Here is a 17,358-nt window from a genome sequence, read left to right as displayed (position 1 = left end):
ATATAAATTAAGCAAAGGGGAGATATTATGACTAAGTCAGAACAAATCATTGAATTAACAAACCATTATGGAGCTCAAAACTACGTACCACTACCAATCGTTGTTGCAGAAGCGGAAGGTATTTGGGTAACTGATCCAGAAGGTAATAAATATATGGATATGCTTTCAGCTTATTCAGCTGTTAACCAAGGACACCGTCATCCTAAAATTATTCAAGCACTTAAAGATCAAGCTGACAAAGTAACTTTGGTTTCTCGTGCTTTTCATAGTGATAATTTAGGTGAATGGTATGAAAAAGTTTGTAAATTATCAGGTAAAGATAAAGCACTACCAATGAATACTGGTGCGGAAGCAGTTGAAACTGCATTGAAAGCTGCACGTCGTTGGGCATATGATGTAAAAGGTCTTGAACCAGATAAAGCTGAAATTATCGCATTTAATGGTAACTTCCATGGTCGTACTATGGCGCCAGTATCTTTATCATCAGAAGCTGAGTACCAACGTGGTTATGGTCCGTTATTAGATGGTTTCCGCAAAGTAGATTTCGGTGATGTTGATAAATTAAAAGAAGCTATTAATGAGAATACAGCTGCTATTTTAGTTGAACCGATTCAAGGTGAAGCAGGTATTAATATCCCACCTGAAGGTTATTTAAAAGCTATCAGAGAATTATGTGATGAACATAATATTCTATTTATTGCCGATGAAATTCAAGCTGGTTTAGGACGTTCTGGTAAATTATTTGCTACTGATTGGGATAATGTTAAACCTGATGTTTATATTTTAGGAAAAGCGCTTGGTGGCGGCGCACTACCTATTTCTGTAGTCTTAGCTGATAACGAAGTACTGGATGTATTTACACCTGGTTCACACGGTTCTACGTTTGGTGGTAATCCATTAGCTTGTGCCGTTTCAATCGCTGCGTTAGATGTCATATTAGATGAAGATTTACCTGGCCGTTCACATGAATTAGGGGAATACTTTAAATCTGAATTACAAAAAATTAATCACCCAGCTATTAAAGAAGTACGTGGTCGTGGTCTATTTATTGGTGTTGAATTACATGAAAATGCTAGACCTTTCTGTGAAGCATTAAAAGAAAAAGGACTATTATGTAAAGAAACTCATGATACGGTGATTCGATTTGCTCCACCTTTAGTTATTTCTAAAGAAGAATTAGATGATGCATTAGATAGAATCAGAAGCGTATTTAATTAAGTTCAAAAAGTTGTAACATTCATTTTGAAAACCCTTTAAAAAGCAAAGACATGTGTTACAATATGTATGAAAGCGAAATCATTTGTTAAAAAGAGGCGAAAGTGATCATGACTGAGAATAATAATTTAGTGACTTCTACACAAAGTATCATTAAAGAAGCTTTACACAAATTGGGATTTGACGATGGTATGTATGATTTAATCAAAGAACCATTAAGATTTTTACAAGTTCGTATCCCAGTACGCATGGATGATGGTACTGTTAAAACATTTACAGGTTATCGTGCTCAACATAACGATGCTGTTGGTCCAACTAAAGGTGGGGTTCGTTTCCATCCTGAAGTAGATGAAGAAGAAGTTAAAGCATTATCTATGTGGATGACTTTAAAATGCGGTATTGTTAATTTACCATACGGTGGTGGTAAAGGTGGTATCGTATGTGACCCACGTCAAATGAGTATTCATGAAGTTGAACGTTTATCTCGTGGATATGTACGTGCAATTTCTCAATTCGTTGGTCCTACAAAAGATATTCCAGCACCAGACGTATTTACTAACTCTCAAATTATGGCTTGGATGATGGATGAATATAGTGCTTTAGATAAATTTAACTCACCTGGTTTTATTACAGGTAAACCTATCGTATTAGGTGGTTCACAAGGACGCGATCGTTCAACTGCATTGGGCGTAGTGATTGCTATTGAACAAGCAGCTAAACGTCGTGGTAAGGAAATCAAAGGTTCTCGCGTAGTTATCCAAGGATTTGGTAATGCAGGTAGTTTCCTAGCTAAATTCTTATATGACATGGGTGCAAAAGTCGTAGGAATTTCTGATGCTTATGGTGCATTACATGATCCAGAAGGTTTAGATATCGATTATTTATTAGATCGTCGTGATAGTTTCGGTACAGTTACAAACTTATTCGATAACACAATTTCTAACAAAGAATTGTTCGAGTTAGATTGTGACATTCTAGTACCAGCTGCGATTTCTAACCAAATCACTGAAGATAATGCGCATGATATTAAAGCCGATATTATTGTTGAAGCGGCTAACGGACCTACTACACCTGAAGCTACACGAATTTTAACTGAACGTGGTATCTTATTGGTACCAGACGTACTAGCAAGTGCTGGTGGTGTAACAGTTTCATACTTCGAATGGGTGCAAAATAACCAAGGTTATTATTGGTCTGAAGAGGAAGTTAACGATAAATTACGTGAAAAATTAGTAGATGCGTTTGATACAATCTACGAATTAGCACAAAATAGAAAAATTGACATGAGACTAGCAGCTTATATTGTAGGTATTAAACGTACTGCAGAAGCAGCTCGCTACCGTGGTTGGGCATAAACCGATATATAAACATAAATAAACGCTATAGCTTGTTATGGGAATGAAACAAGTTATAGCGTTTTTGTTTTGATTCAAGAGCCTGAGACTTACATTATATAATGATGCTATTTTGCAAATTCGCAGTAGCGGACTGTATTAAAACTTTTACTTACTTTTGTGAACTTATTGCTTTATATTGATCAGCATAGTTTGTAAAGACACCATCAACACCGTATTGGTTCAAGCGCTGCATATCGGCAGTTTCATTCACCGTAAATGGATGTACGAGAAAACCTAAGTCTTTTAAATGAGCTGTATTTTGTGCATTTAAATCGCTATATTCAGGACCGACACCAATTGCATAAGAACGAATACGTTGTAAATCTGCTTCACTTTGTTGAGCTAATTCACCTTTATCCAATAGGCGTATTAATGGCACATTTGAATTTAATTGATGCATTTTTAATAAGCTAGCTTCTGAAAATGATTGTACCAGGACATGTCCATTTTCTAGAGAATTTGAAGTAAGCATGTTATGTCGGTTTAGTGTGTCTAGCAGTTGTTGTTCCATGCCAGGATAAACATCAGGCTGCTTTGTTTCAATATAATAATTGGCATCTGTACCATAACGTGTCAAAATTTCATCTAATGTTGGAACTGTAGCACCTTTATAACTATCTTTGGCTAATTGAGGATTTTGTTCATTAAATGATGAACCTGCATCTAATTTCTTTAATTCAGCTAATGTATAATCCTCGACACGTCCTGAGCCGTTTGTTGTACGATCAACTGTTTCGTCATGCATTGCAACTAAATGACCATCTTTAGTGCGTTGTAAATCTATTTCAATATATGAGGCACCTAATTCATTATGACTTTTATCGTACGCTGCAAAAGTATGCTCTGGTGCATAGCCACTAGCACCACGATGTGCAATAGTAGTATGGCGCTCTCCTGTTAAATTTCTTGACCAATTAGTATGATTGTTTTGAGTTTTAGATGCATTAGTTAGGTTCGTAGTTGTAGTGTTTGATGATTCACCACCACTTGCTTCAACGGGCGTATGTATAATCGCTAGACTCAAACTGGCTACTGTTAAACATGAAATGATACCTTTATTACTTGCTTTCAACAAACTCATCCTTTCATAGTTAAATGTATAATTAAAATCTATCAGTGATATTTTGTGTAAGAAAGTGAATTTGCAGAAGCTTTAAATAACTATAATATAATTAATGTTCACTCAATATATTTAACAAAAAGGTTGAGAATGGATAGAATTCATTCAGAATTCGTTGGCCCATACCCAACCTCTAAAATTAATCGTTATTTAATAATTTTTCAGCAACTTTCAGTTGATGACGTACTGCGTCTTGGCCTGTTGAACCATAACTTTTTCTTCGGCTAAGACAGTTTTCCGGTTTAAGATAATCATAAACATCTTGATCTATATTTGAATTTAATTCTTTGTAACGTTCAAGAGGTACATCTAATAAATAGATACCTTGTTGAATGCACTCAAAGACAATTTTACCAACAATTTCGTGCGCCTTTCTAAATGGTACATCTTTAGCTACTAAATAATCAGCTAATTCCGTTGCATTTGAAAAGTCTTGATGCACAGTTTCGTTTAAACGGTCTGTATTAACGGTCATTGTATCTAACATACCTTCAAAAATTCGTAGTGAACCTTTTATAGTACGTACTGAGTCAAATAAACCTTCTTTATCTTCTTGTAAGTCTTTATTATATGCAAGTGGTAACCCTTTTAATGTTACAAGCATGCTCATTAAATGTCCTGTAGCACGTCCTACTTTACCACGAATAAGTTCTGCCATATCTGGATTCTTCTTCTGAGGCATAATAGATGAACCTGTAGAGAAAGCATCAGATAGGGTAATGAATTTCGCTTCATCCGTAGACCAAAAGATAATTTCTTCAGCAAAACGTGATAAATGAATCATAGTTAATGAAATATTATGCAAAGTTTCAATAATGTAATCACGATCACTCACTGCATCTAAACTATTCTCATAAACTGAACTAAATTCTAATAATTGTTGCGTTTCGTGTCTATCGATAGGGTGTGTTGTACCACTTAATGCAGCTGCACCTAATGGTGAAATATCAATACGTTTCATACTATCAACGAAACGTGAATAGTCTCTTTCTAGCATCCAGAAATATGTCATAACATGGTGTGCAAAAGAAATCGGTTGAGCACGTTGTAAGTGTGTATATCCTGGCATGATTGTATCCACATGTGATTGAGCTAGTTTAAGAATGGATGTTTGGAATGATCGAATAAGGTCTTGAATTTCAAGTACTTCTTTTTTTACGTATAGATGCAAGTCAGTAGCCACTTGGTCATTTCTACTACGACCTGTATGCAACTTACCTCCAGCGTCACCGACACGTTGAATGAGTTCATGTTCAATGTTTAAATGAATATCTTCAAGCGATTTTTTAAACGCAAGCTTCCCATTATGAAAGTCTTGTTGAATCTCTTTTAAGCCATTAATGATTGCGTCTTTATCATCTTGTGAAATGATATTTTGATTAGCTAACATGGTAGCATGTGCAATACTACCTTGGACATCTTCATCCAACAATGTTTGGTCGAAATCTATGGAAGCATTAAATTCATCTACCCAATCTTCCGGCTGTTGTTGAAAACGGCCACCCCATGCTTTACTACTCATTACTATAACCTCCATGAAGATATGCATTTACTTGAGTAGGTAAACCATAAATATCGATGAAACCTACCGCTGCCGATTGATTAAATGCATCTTCTTTAGTGTATGTTGCTAATTTTTCATCATATAGCGTGTATGGAGATTTTCTTCCATTAACAATGGCATTACCTTTAAATAATTTAATTCTAACATCACCTTCAACATATTGTTGCGTGCTATCAATGAATAATTTTAAGCTATCAGTTAATGGTGAGAACCATAAACCATTATAAGTTTGTTCAGCAAATTGTTTTTCAATCACTGGTTTAAAATGAGCTACATCTTTAGTTAACGTTAATGTTTCAAGTGCTTTATGTGCTTTTAATATTACTTCTGCACCTGGAGTTTCATATATTTCACGAGATTTAATACCAACTAGACGATTTTCTACATGGTCGATACGTCCAATTCCGTGTTTTCCAGCTAATTCATTTAAAGTTAATATTAATTGATCTAAGTCATAATCTTGATGATTTAATTGAACTGGAACACCGTTTTTAAATGAAAGGATAATTTCATCAGGTGTATCTGGTGTATCTTCTAACTCTGCTGTTAAATCATAAGCGTCTTTTGGAGGGGCAGCATACGGATCTTCTAAAATACCACACTCATTTGCTCTACCCCATAAGTTTTGATCAATTGAATAAGGAGAATCGTGATTGATGCCAACAGGGATATTGTGTTTAATGGCATAATCAATTTCTTCTTCACGACTCCAACCCCATTCTCTTACTGGCGCAAATGCTTTTAGGTTAGGGTTTAATGCTTTAATAGCAACTTCGAAACGAACTTGGTCATTACCTTTACCAGTACAACCATGCGCGATACCGACAGAATTAGTTTGTTCAGCAATCTCAACTAATTTCTTAGCGATAAGTGGACGAGATAAAGCTGATAAGAGTGGATAACTATTTTCATACATTAAGTTACCTTTGATTGCATAACTTACAAAGTCATCACTAAATTCTTTAGTAGCATCAATAATATGACACTCAACTGCACCCATATCTAGTGCTTTAGAATATACAACATCTAAATCTTTACCTTCACCAACATCTAAACATACAGCTACGACATCATAGCCTTTATCTATAAGCCATTTAACGGCTACACTTGTATCTAATCCACCTGAATATGCTAATACGATTTTCTCTTTCATTAAAATTCACCTCATAATTTTTCTGAAAATTGATATAAATTTATACTAACAGATATTAAATGAAAATAAAACCATTTTTTTACATAAATATACAAAAATTTGAAAATACTCTTATCATCAACATATCAATTGTATAAAAGGATATGTGACATATTGATATGGAAATATAAGTATTATTTTATTTAGAAATTATTCATTTTAAAATTATTAAAAAATGTCTTAAAATTGTTGAATTAATTTGAAAATATTCGAATAGTCAGTCATGTCAATTGAATAGAAGGCTTAAAGTTAGTAAAATTAAATCAACAAGGACATACAGGAGGCTTTTATAAAATGACTCATATTCAATTAGATTATGGAAAAGCATTGGAATTCTTTGGTCAACATGAAATTGATCAACAACAAGATATCGTTAAAACAATTCATAAAACGATTCACGAAGGTACTGGTGCAGGTAGTGATTTCTTAGGTTGGGTGAATCTTCCGGAAGACTATGATAAGAAAGAATTTTCAAGAATTGTGGAAGCATCAAAACGTATAAAATCTAATTCAGATGTATTAGTAGTAATTGGTATCGGAGGTTCATATTTAGGTGCGCGTGCTGCTATTGAAATGTTAACTTCATCATTCCGCAATTCAAATGAATACCCTGAAATTGTATTCGTGGGTAATCATTTATCATCAACGTACACTAAAGAATTAGTAGACTACTTATCAGATAAAGATTTTTCAGTAAATGTTATTTCTAAATCTGGTACAACTACAGAACCAGCAGTAGCATTTAGATTATTTAAACAATTAGTTGAAGATAAGTATGGTAAAGCAGAAGCTAAAAAACGTATCTTTGCTACTACAGATAAAGCAAAAGGTGCATTAAAACAATTAGCAGATAATGAAGGTTATGAAACGTTTGTAGTACCAGATGATGTTGGTGGTCGTTATTCTGTATTAACTGCTGTGGGTCTATTACCGATTGCAACAGCTGGCATAAATATTGAATCAATTATGATTGGTGCAAACAAAGCGCGTAAAGAATTATCATCAGATAAATTAGATGAAAATATTGCTTATCAATATGCGACAATCCGTAATATTTTATATAGCAAAGGATACACTACTGAAATGTTGATTAATTATGAACCGTCAATGCAATATTTCAATGAGTGGTGGAAACAATTATATGGTGAGTCTGAAGGTAAAGACTTTAAAGGTATATATCCATCTAGTGCAAACTATACAACTGACTTACATTCATTAGGTCAATATGTCCAAGAAGGACGTCGTTTCTTATTTGAAACAGTTGTAAAAGTAAACAACCCTAAACACGATATTACAATTGAAGAAGATAGTGATGATTTAGATGGATTAAATTACTTAGCAGGTAAAACAATTGATGAAGTTAATACTAAAGCATTTGAAGGTACACTATTAGCTCACACTGATGGTGGCGTTCCTAATGTTGTTGTGAATATTCCACGCTTAGACGAAGAAACATTTGGTTATGTTGTATACTTCTTTGAATTAGCGTGTGCAATGAGTGGATATCAATTAGGTGTTAATCCATTTAACCAACCTGGAGTAGAAGCATACAAACAAAACATGTTTGCATTATTAGGTAAACCTGGATTTGAAGATAAGAAGAAAGAATTAGAAGAGCGTTTATAATTCTCTAGTCATTCAATAGCGTCAATTAAATATGTCTTACAAAGTCGATATGGATTAAATTCCGTATCGACTTTTCTAATATATATCTTTATATTAAAGCTAAGGAATGAGTTCTAACTACTACCTGTGACTGATTTATTATTATATAGGTAGATTTATAAATGAAACAGTGTACAATATTTCTATGAAATAATAACTGTTAATCCAATAGGAAGGATTTGATGTAACTATGTTTCATCAAATTGAACAATGGTTTGATTTATTACAAGGTTTTGGTTATCTGGCTGGATTTATTATTTTATTTTTTAGAGCCATTGTGCCAGTACTTCCTTTAACATTGTATGTTATTTTATGTGTTCATGCGTATGGCTTTATAGCAGGTACGATTATTAGTTGGTTAGGTGTTGTAGCAGGTACTTATACAGTGTTCTTTTTCTGTAGAAAATTTGTTAATGCTAACTTTATGAAGCGGATTAAATCAAGACGATCAGTTGAACGCCTTATTCATTTTATTGATAGACAGGGCTTAGTACCAATATTTATATTAATGTGTTTTCCGTTTACACCTAATACACTAGTTAATTTTGTGGCAAGTTTCTCTCATATTAGAGGCAAATATTATTTTATAATTTTACTTATATCTAAGTTAATTTCTATTACATTTTTGGCGATTATGGGAAAAAGTGTAACCTCATTTTTCACACATCCTGTTAGAGCAATAATGGTATTAATAGTTACTATAGCGTTATGGTTTGTTGGTAAGAAAGTCGAGGGCTATTTCATGGGTTCAGACAAGGAGTGACAAAGTGCGTAGAGTGACAAGTTGGATTGTAGCATTCCTATTTGCTTGTCTGTTTGTCATGTTTATACAAATGTTCTTAGTTAAAAGTGCTGTAGTTCAAACTGATGATATGTCACCAACTTTGAATAAAGGTGACCGTGTCATTATTAATAAAATTAAAGTTACCTTTAACATGTTGAAGGATGGAGATATTATCATGTATCGACATAATAATCAATTACACTTTGGTAGATTGGTCGGCAAGCCAGGTGAATCAATTGAAGTTAGAAACGGTAAATTGTATAGAGATGATAGACAAGTTAATAAATTTTATGCTAAAAATAGAGATATTAATAATTTTGCAATAAGAGATTTACATGATTCTGATGGTGATATTATTCCGCCAAATTCATATTTTATTTTAAATGATAATGGTGATAAACAAAGTGATTCAAGAACATATGGATTAATAGATAAGGACGATATCGTAGGAGATGTTAGTTTAAAGTATTATCCGTTTAAAGAATTTACCTATCAGTTTAATAAGTAGAGGAGGTGTTAAAATTGAAGAAAGAAATAGTTGAATGGATTGTTGCCATAGCGGTAGGTTTATTACTTGTATGGGTAATGGTTAACTTCGTAGCTAAATCATATACTATAAAAGGCGATTCAATGGATCCAACACTAAAAGATGGCGAACACGTCATGGTTAACATTCTAGGATATAAAGTTGGAGACATAAAAAAAGGTAATGTAATCGTATTTCATGCGAATCAACAAGACGATTATGTTAAACGTGTCATTGGTGTACCTGGCGATAACGTTATTTATAAAAATGATAAACTATATGTTAATGGTAAAAAGATAAATGAACCTTATCTTGATTACAATGAAAAACGTAAACAAGGTGAATATATTACGGGTTCATTTGAAACTAAAGATTTACTAAATGCAAATCCTAAATCAAATATCATACCAAAAGGTAAATATTTAGTTTTAGGTGATAACAGAGAAGTCAGTAAGGATAGTAGGGCGTTTGGTTTAATTGATAGAGATCAAATTGTTGGTAAAGTATCATTTAGATTTTGGCCATTCAGTGAATTTAAGTTTAATTTTAATCCAGATAATGAAAAATAAGGAAAATTAGTATTAATGAATTAATTTTTAACATAGCAAGACTGGTAATGGAATGTTCATAGAGATTCCGCCAGTCTTTTTTTGTTCAATATTTCGACCTAACAAAACATTTTTAAGAACGTATGTTCTGTGTTAAAATAAGTTCAAAGGAGTGTGGGCATAATGGAGTTGAACGCATACATTGGCAGAGCAGGGACAGGCAAATCTCATCATATGATTGATAATATTAAGCAACAAATGAAAGAGGATCCTCTAGGCGATCCAATTGTTTTAATAGCACCAACACAGAGTACTTTTCAATTAGAACAAGCATTTGTTAATGATAAAGAATTGAATGGAAGTCTAAGAACTGAAGTGCTTCACTTTGAACGCTTAAGTTATAGAGTTTTTCAAGAGGTTGGAGGATTAACTGAAGAACGACTAACGCAAGCGGCTACCGAGATGATGATTTATGATTTAGTTCAACAACATAAATCGGAATTAAAACTATATCAATCACAAGTAAATTATTATGGTTTTAGTGAGAAGTTAAGTGAACAAATTCAAGATTTTAAGAAATATTCTGTTACGCCAGAACATTTACATACATTTTTGCAAGATAATGACTTGAAGACGAGAACTAGACATAAATTAGAAGATATATCGCTTATTTATCAGTATTTTGAGGAACGCATAAATGGCGAATTTATTACTTCAGAGGATAGTTTAAATCATTTTATTGATATTTTAAGTCAATCAGAATGGATTAAAAGAGCAGAGGTATACATAGATGGATTCCACAACTTCTCTACATTGGAATATCAAATTATTAAAGCACTCGTTCAAAGCGCCAAAAAAGTTACTGTTCTTTTAACAACTGATGGTAATGAAGATCCATTTAGTTTATTCAGAAAACCCTCAGAGGTATTAACACATTTAAAGGAAATTGCTAAAGATTTAAACATAGAATTACAACAACAATTCTTTAAACAACAATATCGTTTTAACAATAAAGATTTAATACAACTGGAACAACAATTTGACGCATTGCAAATTAATCCTATCGCTTACGATGGCAGTATTAATATTTTAGAATCCTCAAGTATACGTGAAGAAGTTAATGAAGTAGCTCGCCAAATTATTAAAGATACACGTGATAAGCAATATAGATATCAAGACATTGCTATCTTGTATCGTGATGAAGCTTATGCATATTTATTTGACTCTGTTCTTCCACAGTACGATATTCCATTTAATATTGACACTAAAAGATCAATGACACACCATCCGATCATGGAAATGGTACGCTCACTTTTGGAAGTTATTCAAACAAACTGGAATATTAGTCCTATGATGCGTTTAATTAAAACCAATATTCTAACTAATCACTTTAAGGATAGTGCATATTTAATTGATTTATTAGAGAACTTTGTCGTTGAACGTGGTGTTTATGGCAAACGTTGGCTTGATGAAAAACTGTTTAGTATTGATAACTTTACGAAAATGGGACGTAAAGAACATAAATTAACTACTGAAGAGCGAGAAGATTTCGAGCAAGTAGTTCATTTAAAAAATGATATTATTGATAAAATATTAACTTTTGAAAAAGCAATGAACGAAGCAGAAAATGTGAGAGGTTTTGCGACAGCTTTCTATGAGACAATGGAGGCATTTGATTTACCTAAATATTTAATGACTCACCGTGACCAATTGGACGTCGATGGTCGTCATGAAGAAGCTGAAGAAATAGATCAAATTTGGAATGGACTTATTCAAATTTTAGATGATTTAGTCACTGTATTTGATAATGAAGAAATGACTCTTAAACGCTTTTTAGAGGTATTTGATATTGGTTTAGAACAATTAGAATTTGTAATGATTCCTCAAACCCTCGATCAAGTGAGTATAGGGACAATGGACTTAGCGAAAGTAGACAATAAAAAACATATTTATATGGTTGGAATGAACGATGGTGCTATGCCGCAACCGGTTTCTTCTTCTAGTCTAATAACAGATGAAGAAAAGAAAGTGTTTGAACAACAAGCACAAGTTGAATTAAGTCCTACATCAGATATCTTACAAATGGATGAAGCGTTTGTTTGTTATATTGCAATGACACGAGGCAGTGAACAAGTTACATTTTCATATAGTTTAATGGGTGCACAAGGTGAGGATAAAGAAAAAAGTCCATTTATAGACCAAATACAAGGGTTGTTCAATGGGTTAGAAGTAATGAATATTCATTATCAACATAATGCACAACCTTTATCGTTAATGGAGCATCCACATCAAACTAAAGTCGTCTTATTCGAATCTTTAAAAGCTTGGCTAGAGGCAGAGATGGTCGCTGATGTATGGGTTGATGCTTATCAAGTCATGCGTGATAATGACAAATTGAATAACGGTTTAGAGTACCTATTAACTGCGTTGACATATGACAACGAAACAGTGAAATTAGATGAACCATTGGCTGCATCTTTATATGGTTCAACAATTAACGCAAGTGTATCTAGATTTGAAGGGTATAATGATTGTCCGTTTAAACATTATGCGAATCATGGTTTAAGGTTAAATGAGCGTACGAAATATAAGCTTGAAAATTTTGATTTAGGAAATATTTTCCATACAGCATTGAAGTATATTTCGGATAAGGTAGATGGAGACTTTAAAAATCTTGATAATAAGAAGATACATGCTTTAACTGTTGAAGCTTTAGAAAATGTTTTACCTCAAGTCCAATTTAATCTCATGGATTCAAATGCATACTATCGGTATGTGTCAAAACGAATTGGTGTCATTGTCGAAAGTACTTTGAAAGCATTACGCTATCAAAATAAAAATACAAAGTTCAAACCACAACGTTTCGAAGCAGGGTTTAGAAAGACACCGAACAACAGTGAAGAACTTATTGCACAACCATTAATTACAAAACAAGGCATTCCAGTTAATATACGAGGACAAATTGATCGTATAGATGCTTACACTAAAGATGATAAGAGCTACATTAATATTATTGATTATAAGTCATCTAATCCCAGTGCGAAATTAGATTTAAAAAAGGTTTATTATGGTAAACAAATGCAAATGATGACTTATATGGATATTGCTTTGCAAAATGCCCAACGTCTGGGATTATCTAATGAAATTAAACCAGGTGGCCTATTGTATTTCCATGTACATGATGAACGTCTCAGTTTTAAAGACTGGGGAGAATTGGAAGATGATGCTTTAACACAGGACAAACTTGAACAAGCATTTTTAAAAGAATATAAATTACGTGGCTTAGTTAATAGCGATATGGATGTAGTAGACGCATTGGATATTCGTTTAGAAGAAATTGGTAAATCCGACATTGTTCCAGTTAGCCTGAAGAAAGACGGAAGTATTGGAAGTAGGGGGAGCAGTGTCGCTGATGAAACAACAATTCATAAATTTATCAAACATAATAAAGACAACTTTATAAAGACTGCTACAAATATTATGGAAGGTCATACCGAAGTTGCACCACTTAAGTTCGATGACCAATTACCATGCCAATTTTGTAATTTTCAATCAGTGTGCCATGTGGATACTATTATTGATAGTAAACATTATCGCCATGTAGATGAAACTATAGATCCTATCAAAGCAATACAAGATGTCGAGTTAGAAAGCGGTGATCATAATGAATAACATCCCCATCAAACCTAAAGATGCTCAATGGACAGATGCACAGTGGAAGAGTATATATGCTAATGGTCAAGATATATTAGTAGCTGCAGCAGCGGGGTCTGGTAAAACTGCAGTATTAGTAGAAAGAATTATTCAAAAAATCATTAGAGATGAAATAGATGTTGATAAGTTACTCGTTGTTACTTTTACTAATTTAAGTGCGAGAGAAATGAAGCATCGTGTTGATCAGCGTATTCAACAAGCGGCAATAGAAAATCCTAACAATGAACATTTAAAGAATCAACGCATTAAAATTCATCAAGCACAAATTTCGACATTACATAGCTTCTGTTTAAAGATTATTCAACAGCATTATGATGTCATTGATTTGGATCCTAATTTTCGCACAATTAGTGATGTAGAGAATGTGCTGTTACTTGAACAGTCTATTGATGAAGTTTTAGAAAAACATTATGATACACCGGATATTGAATTTCTTACTTTAGTAGAACAATTATCAAGTGATCGTAATGATGATAATTTTAGAGATTTGTTAAAACGTTTCTATAATTTCAGTATAGCCAATCCTTCACCGTTTGAGTGGTTGGATTCATTAGTTGAAATTTACACGGACGATAATAAACATAAATTATATCTAGACGAATTAGAAAGATTATCGAAAATTTATATCAAAGCTGCATATCATACTTTGTTAGAAGCGGAAAATAACTTTCTAAATTGTATAGAGGCGGAAAAGCATTTAGATGTTATCAAGCTAGAAAAATTTAAATGCGAAAAAATGATTGAGGGTAATGTGATAAATTTTGAAGAAATCATTAATTATACCTCTGAAAAATTGCCTACAATAACAAAAAAATTAAAAGATACTAATGAAGATGAAGGTATAAGTTCTCAGTTTTTAACAAACGCTAAAGATTTTTATGATGATTATAAAAAACTATTATCGGAAGTAAAAAATAAGTATCTAATGCGTTCTTATGAAGATTTAAAAGTAGATATGAAACGTTTGGCTCCTAGAATTCAATACCTTGTACAAATCGTTAAGGATATTATTAATGGCTTTGCTGAAAAAAAACGTAGTCGCAATGTACTGGATTTTTCTGATTATGAACACTTCGCTTTACAAATATTAACTGACCAAGAGGGCAATGCTTCGCCTATTGCTAAAGAATATCGATCACAATTTGAAGAGATTTTAGTAGATGAATACCAAGATACGAACCAAGTACAAGAAGCAATCATATCTAAAATTAAACGTGGTGACGAATCTAATGGGAATTTATTCATGGTAGGTGACGTTAAACAATCTATCTATAAATTTAGACAGGCTGATCCAACGTTATTTATGGATAAATATCATCGTTTCACAAAAGATGGCGATCAATCAGGGTTACGTATCGATTTATCTAAGAATTTCCGTTCACGTAAAGAAGTACTCGCCACAACAAACTACTTATTTGACCATATGATGGATGAAGAAGTAGGTGAAATTGAGTACGATGCTGATGCGAGACTTTATTTTGGTGCTACTAAATATTCTGATAAATCTATGCCTCTTGAACTACATGCATTAATTCAAGATAAAAGTAGCGATAATGATTTAGAAAAGTCAGAACAAGAAGCTCGCTATATTGCTGAGCAAGTTAAATATATTATTGAGCATAAACAAGTTTATGATATGAAGTCAGAAACTTATAGACAAGCTACTTTCAAAGATATCGTCATACTTGAAAGAGGGTTGAAAAATGCGCGCAATTTACAACATGTATTTAAAGACTATAATATTCCGTTCCATGTAAATAGTAAGGAAGGGTACTTTGAACAAACTGAAGTACGTCTCGTCTTATCATTTTTAAGAACCGTTGATAATCCTTTACAAGATATATATTTAGTAGGATTGATGAGATCGGTTATATACCAATTTACGGAAGATGAATTAGCAAACATTCGAGTTCAAAGTATGAACGATGATTATTTCTATCAATCTATATTGCATTATATGAAAGATCAAGAAGCGAACCCTTTGTTAGTTGAGAAATTAGAACATTTTATGGATGATATAAACATGTATCAAGAATATAGTCAATCTCATCCTGTGTATCAACTAATTGATAAGTTTTATAATGATCATTACGTTATTCAATATTTTAGTGGTCTTATTGGTGGTAAAGGTAGACGCGCGAATCTATATGGATTGTTTAATAAAGCAGTAGAATTTGAAAATTCAAGTTTTAGAGGGCTGTATCAATTTATAAGATTTATTGACGAACTAATAGAACGCAATAAAGACTTTGGTGAAGAGAATGTTATAGGTCCTAATGATAATGTGGTACGTATGATGACAGTTCATAGTAGTAAAGGTTTAGAGTTCCCATATGTTATTTATTCGGAACTTTCAAAGAATTTTAATAAAGGCGACTTACGTAAACCACTCATCTTAAATCAAAAATATGGTCTAGGTATTGATTATTTTGATTTAGAACAAAATGTAACCTATCCGTCATTATCGTCAGTTGTCATTAAATCAATTACTGAAAAAGAACTTATTTCTGAAGAAATGCGATTGATGTATGTAGCTTTAACGCGAGCGAAAGAGCAACTCATTCTTATTGGTACTATTGATAAGGAAGAAACATTAGAAAAACTTGAGCGATTGCCAATTTCAGGTAATCAAATTGCATTGCATAAGCGGTTATCAGCAGATCGACCTTTTGATTTAATATATAGTATTTTGGCTAAATACCAATCTACATCTTTATTACCAGAGTATCAGTTTGAGAAATCCATTGATAATTTAGATGAGAGTCTGCGTCCTACTGTAGATATTAAAATTGCACAATTTGAAGAACTTTCGATTGAGGACAGTGAATCAGAACAAGAAAGTCGCGATGTTTCAGATTTAGAAGTAGAAGGCTCGCATGATAAGACATTAAAACAACAAATTAATGATCAATTGTCATTTAAATATCCGTATTTAAAAGATACGGAGAAACCATCTAAACAGTCTGTTTCAGAATTAAAGCGTCAATTAGAAACAGAAGAAAGTGGTACAAGTTACGAAAGGGTAAGACAGTACCGTATAGGTGTATCAACTTATGAGAGACCTAAGTTTTTACGTGAAAATAAAAAGCGTAAAGCAAATGAAATTGGTACTTTAATGCATACAGTCATGCAACATCTACCATTTAAAGAAACGCGTATAACTGAAACAGAATTGAATGACTATATTAATGAATTAATTGAAAAGCATATTATTGAAGAAGATGCTAAAAAAGATATTCAATTTGAAGCAGTTATGAATTTTATTAGAAGTGACTTGTATATGACTATTACACAAGCTGACAAAGTTTATAGAGAGTTACCATTTGTCGTAAATCAAGCGCGTGTAGATGAAATGCCTGAATCAGATGAAGATGTGTCAATTATTCAAGGTATGATTGATTTAATATTTTTAAAAGACGATCAATATTACTTTGTAGATTACAAAACAGATGCATTTAATAAGCGTAGAGGTATGACAGATGAAGAGGTAGGTATACAACTTCGTGATAAGTATAAAATTCAAATGAAATATTATAAAAACACATTAGAAACGATTTTAAATTCTAAAGTATACGGTTACCTTTATTTCTTCCAATTTGGTCAAATGAGTATTGAAGAAGATGTTTAATAGGT

Annotated in this window: 11 protein-coding genes; 8 read left to right on the top strand and 3 right to left on the bottom strand. The window is 32.7% G+C overall.

Annotated features, from left to right (window positions below):
- The first annotated feature begins 27 nt into the window (after nt 1–27).
- Entirely contained in the window at nt 28–1,218 is a 1,191-nt protein-coding gene (locus tag EQ029_RS09355) for an ornithine--oxo-acid transaminase (protein WP_057504880.1), read from the top strand.
- A gap of 107 nt (nt 1,219–1,325) precedes the next feature.
- Entirely contained in the window at nt 1,326–2,570 is a 1,245-nt protein-coding gene (locus EQ029_RS09350) for a Glu/Leu/Phe/Val family dehydrogenase (protein ID WP_053022329.1), read from the top strand.
- A 151-nt stretch (nt 2,571–2,721) separates the two neighbouring features.
- Here EQ029_RS09350 and EQ029_RS09345 read toward each other — a convergent pair whose 3' ends face one another.
- The 3 genes from EQ029_RS09345 to EQ029_RS09335 all read right to left on the bottom strand — a co-directional run bounded on the left by EQ029_RS09345 (nt 2,722) and on the right by EQ029_RS09335 (nt 6,449).
- A complete protein-coding gene (locus EQ029_RS09345) occupies nt 2,722–3,684 on the bottom strand; it encodes a glycerophosphodiester phosphodiesterase (RefSeq protein ID WP_065427463.1) in 963 nt (320 codons plus the stop codon).
- A gap of 187 nt (nt 3,685–3,871) precedes the next feature.
- Nucleotides 3,872–5,254, bottom strand: a complete 1,383-nt coding sequence (gene argH, locus EQ029_RS09340) for an argininosuccinate lyase (protein ID WP_011276257.1) — start codon at nt 5,252–5,254, stop codon at nt 3,872–3,874.
- Complete coding sequence (locus tag EQ029_RS09335) at nt 5,247–6,449, bottom strand: argininosuccinate synthase (protein ID WP_053021625.1); 1,203 nt, start codon at nt 6,447–6,449, stop codon at nt 5,247–5,249. Before EQ029_RS09335 ends, argH begins: the two co-directional genes overlap by 8 nt.
- 333 nt (nt 6,450–6,782) lie before the next feature.
- Between EQ029_RS09335 and EQ029_RS09330 the strand changes: the two genes are divergently transcribed.
- The 6 genes from EQ029_RS09330 to addA all read left to right on the top strand — a co-directional run bounded on the left by EQ029_RS09330 (nt 6,783) and on the right by addA (nt 17,353).
- Nucleotides 6,783–8,114 (top strand): glucose-6-phosphate isomerase, encoded by a 1,332-nt coding sequence (locus tag EQ029_RS09330; RefSeq protein ID WP_011276255.1) that lies wholly within the window; start codon nt 6,783–6,785, stop codon nt 8,112–8,114.
- A 229-nt stretch (nt 8,115–8,343) separates the two neighbouring features.
- Nucleotides 8,344–8,916, top strand: coding sequence for a TVP38/TMEM64 family protein (locus EQ029_RS09325; protein WP_037557736.1), 573 nt, complete (start codon nt 8,344–8,346; stop codon nt 8,914–8,916).
- Between the two features lie 4 nt (nt 8,917–8,920).
- Nucleotides 8,921–9,445, top strand: coding sequence for a signal peptidase I (lepB, locus tag EQ029_RS09320; protein ID WP_053021626.1), 525 nt, complete (start codon nt 8,921–8,923; stop codon nt 9,443–9,445).
- 14 nt (nt 9,446–9,459) lie between these two features.
- Entirely contained in the window at nt 9,460–10,032 is a 573-nt protein-coding gene (gene lepB / locus EQ029_RS09315; protein ID WP_011276252.1) for a signal peptidase I, read from the top strand.
- A 162-nt stretch (nt 10,033–10,194) separates the two neighbouring features.
- Nucleotides 10,195–13,683, top strand: a complete 3,489-nt coding sequence (gene addB, locus EQ029_RS09310) for a helicase-exonuclease AddAB subunit AddB (RefSeq protein ID WP_037570615.1) — start codon at nt 10,195–10,197, stop codon at nt 13,681–13,683.
- Entirely contained in the window at nt 13,676–17,353 is a 3,678-nt protein-coding gene (gene addA, locus EQ029_RS09305; RefSeq protein ID WP_053020160.1) for a helicase-exonuclease AddAB subunit AddA, read from the top strand. The genes addB and addA overlap by 8 nt, the downstream gene beginning before the upstream one ends.
- Nucleotides 17,354–17,358: the final 5 nt, after the last annotated feature.

Source organism: Staphylococcus haemolyticus, assembly GCF_006094395.1.
Taxonomy (GTDB): domain Bacteria; phylum Bacillota; class Bacilli; order Staphylococcales; family Staphylococcaceae; genus Staphylococcus; species Staphylococcus haemolyticus.
This window is presented reverse-complemented; position numbering and strand designations above follow the sequence as displayed.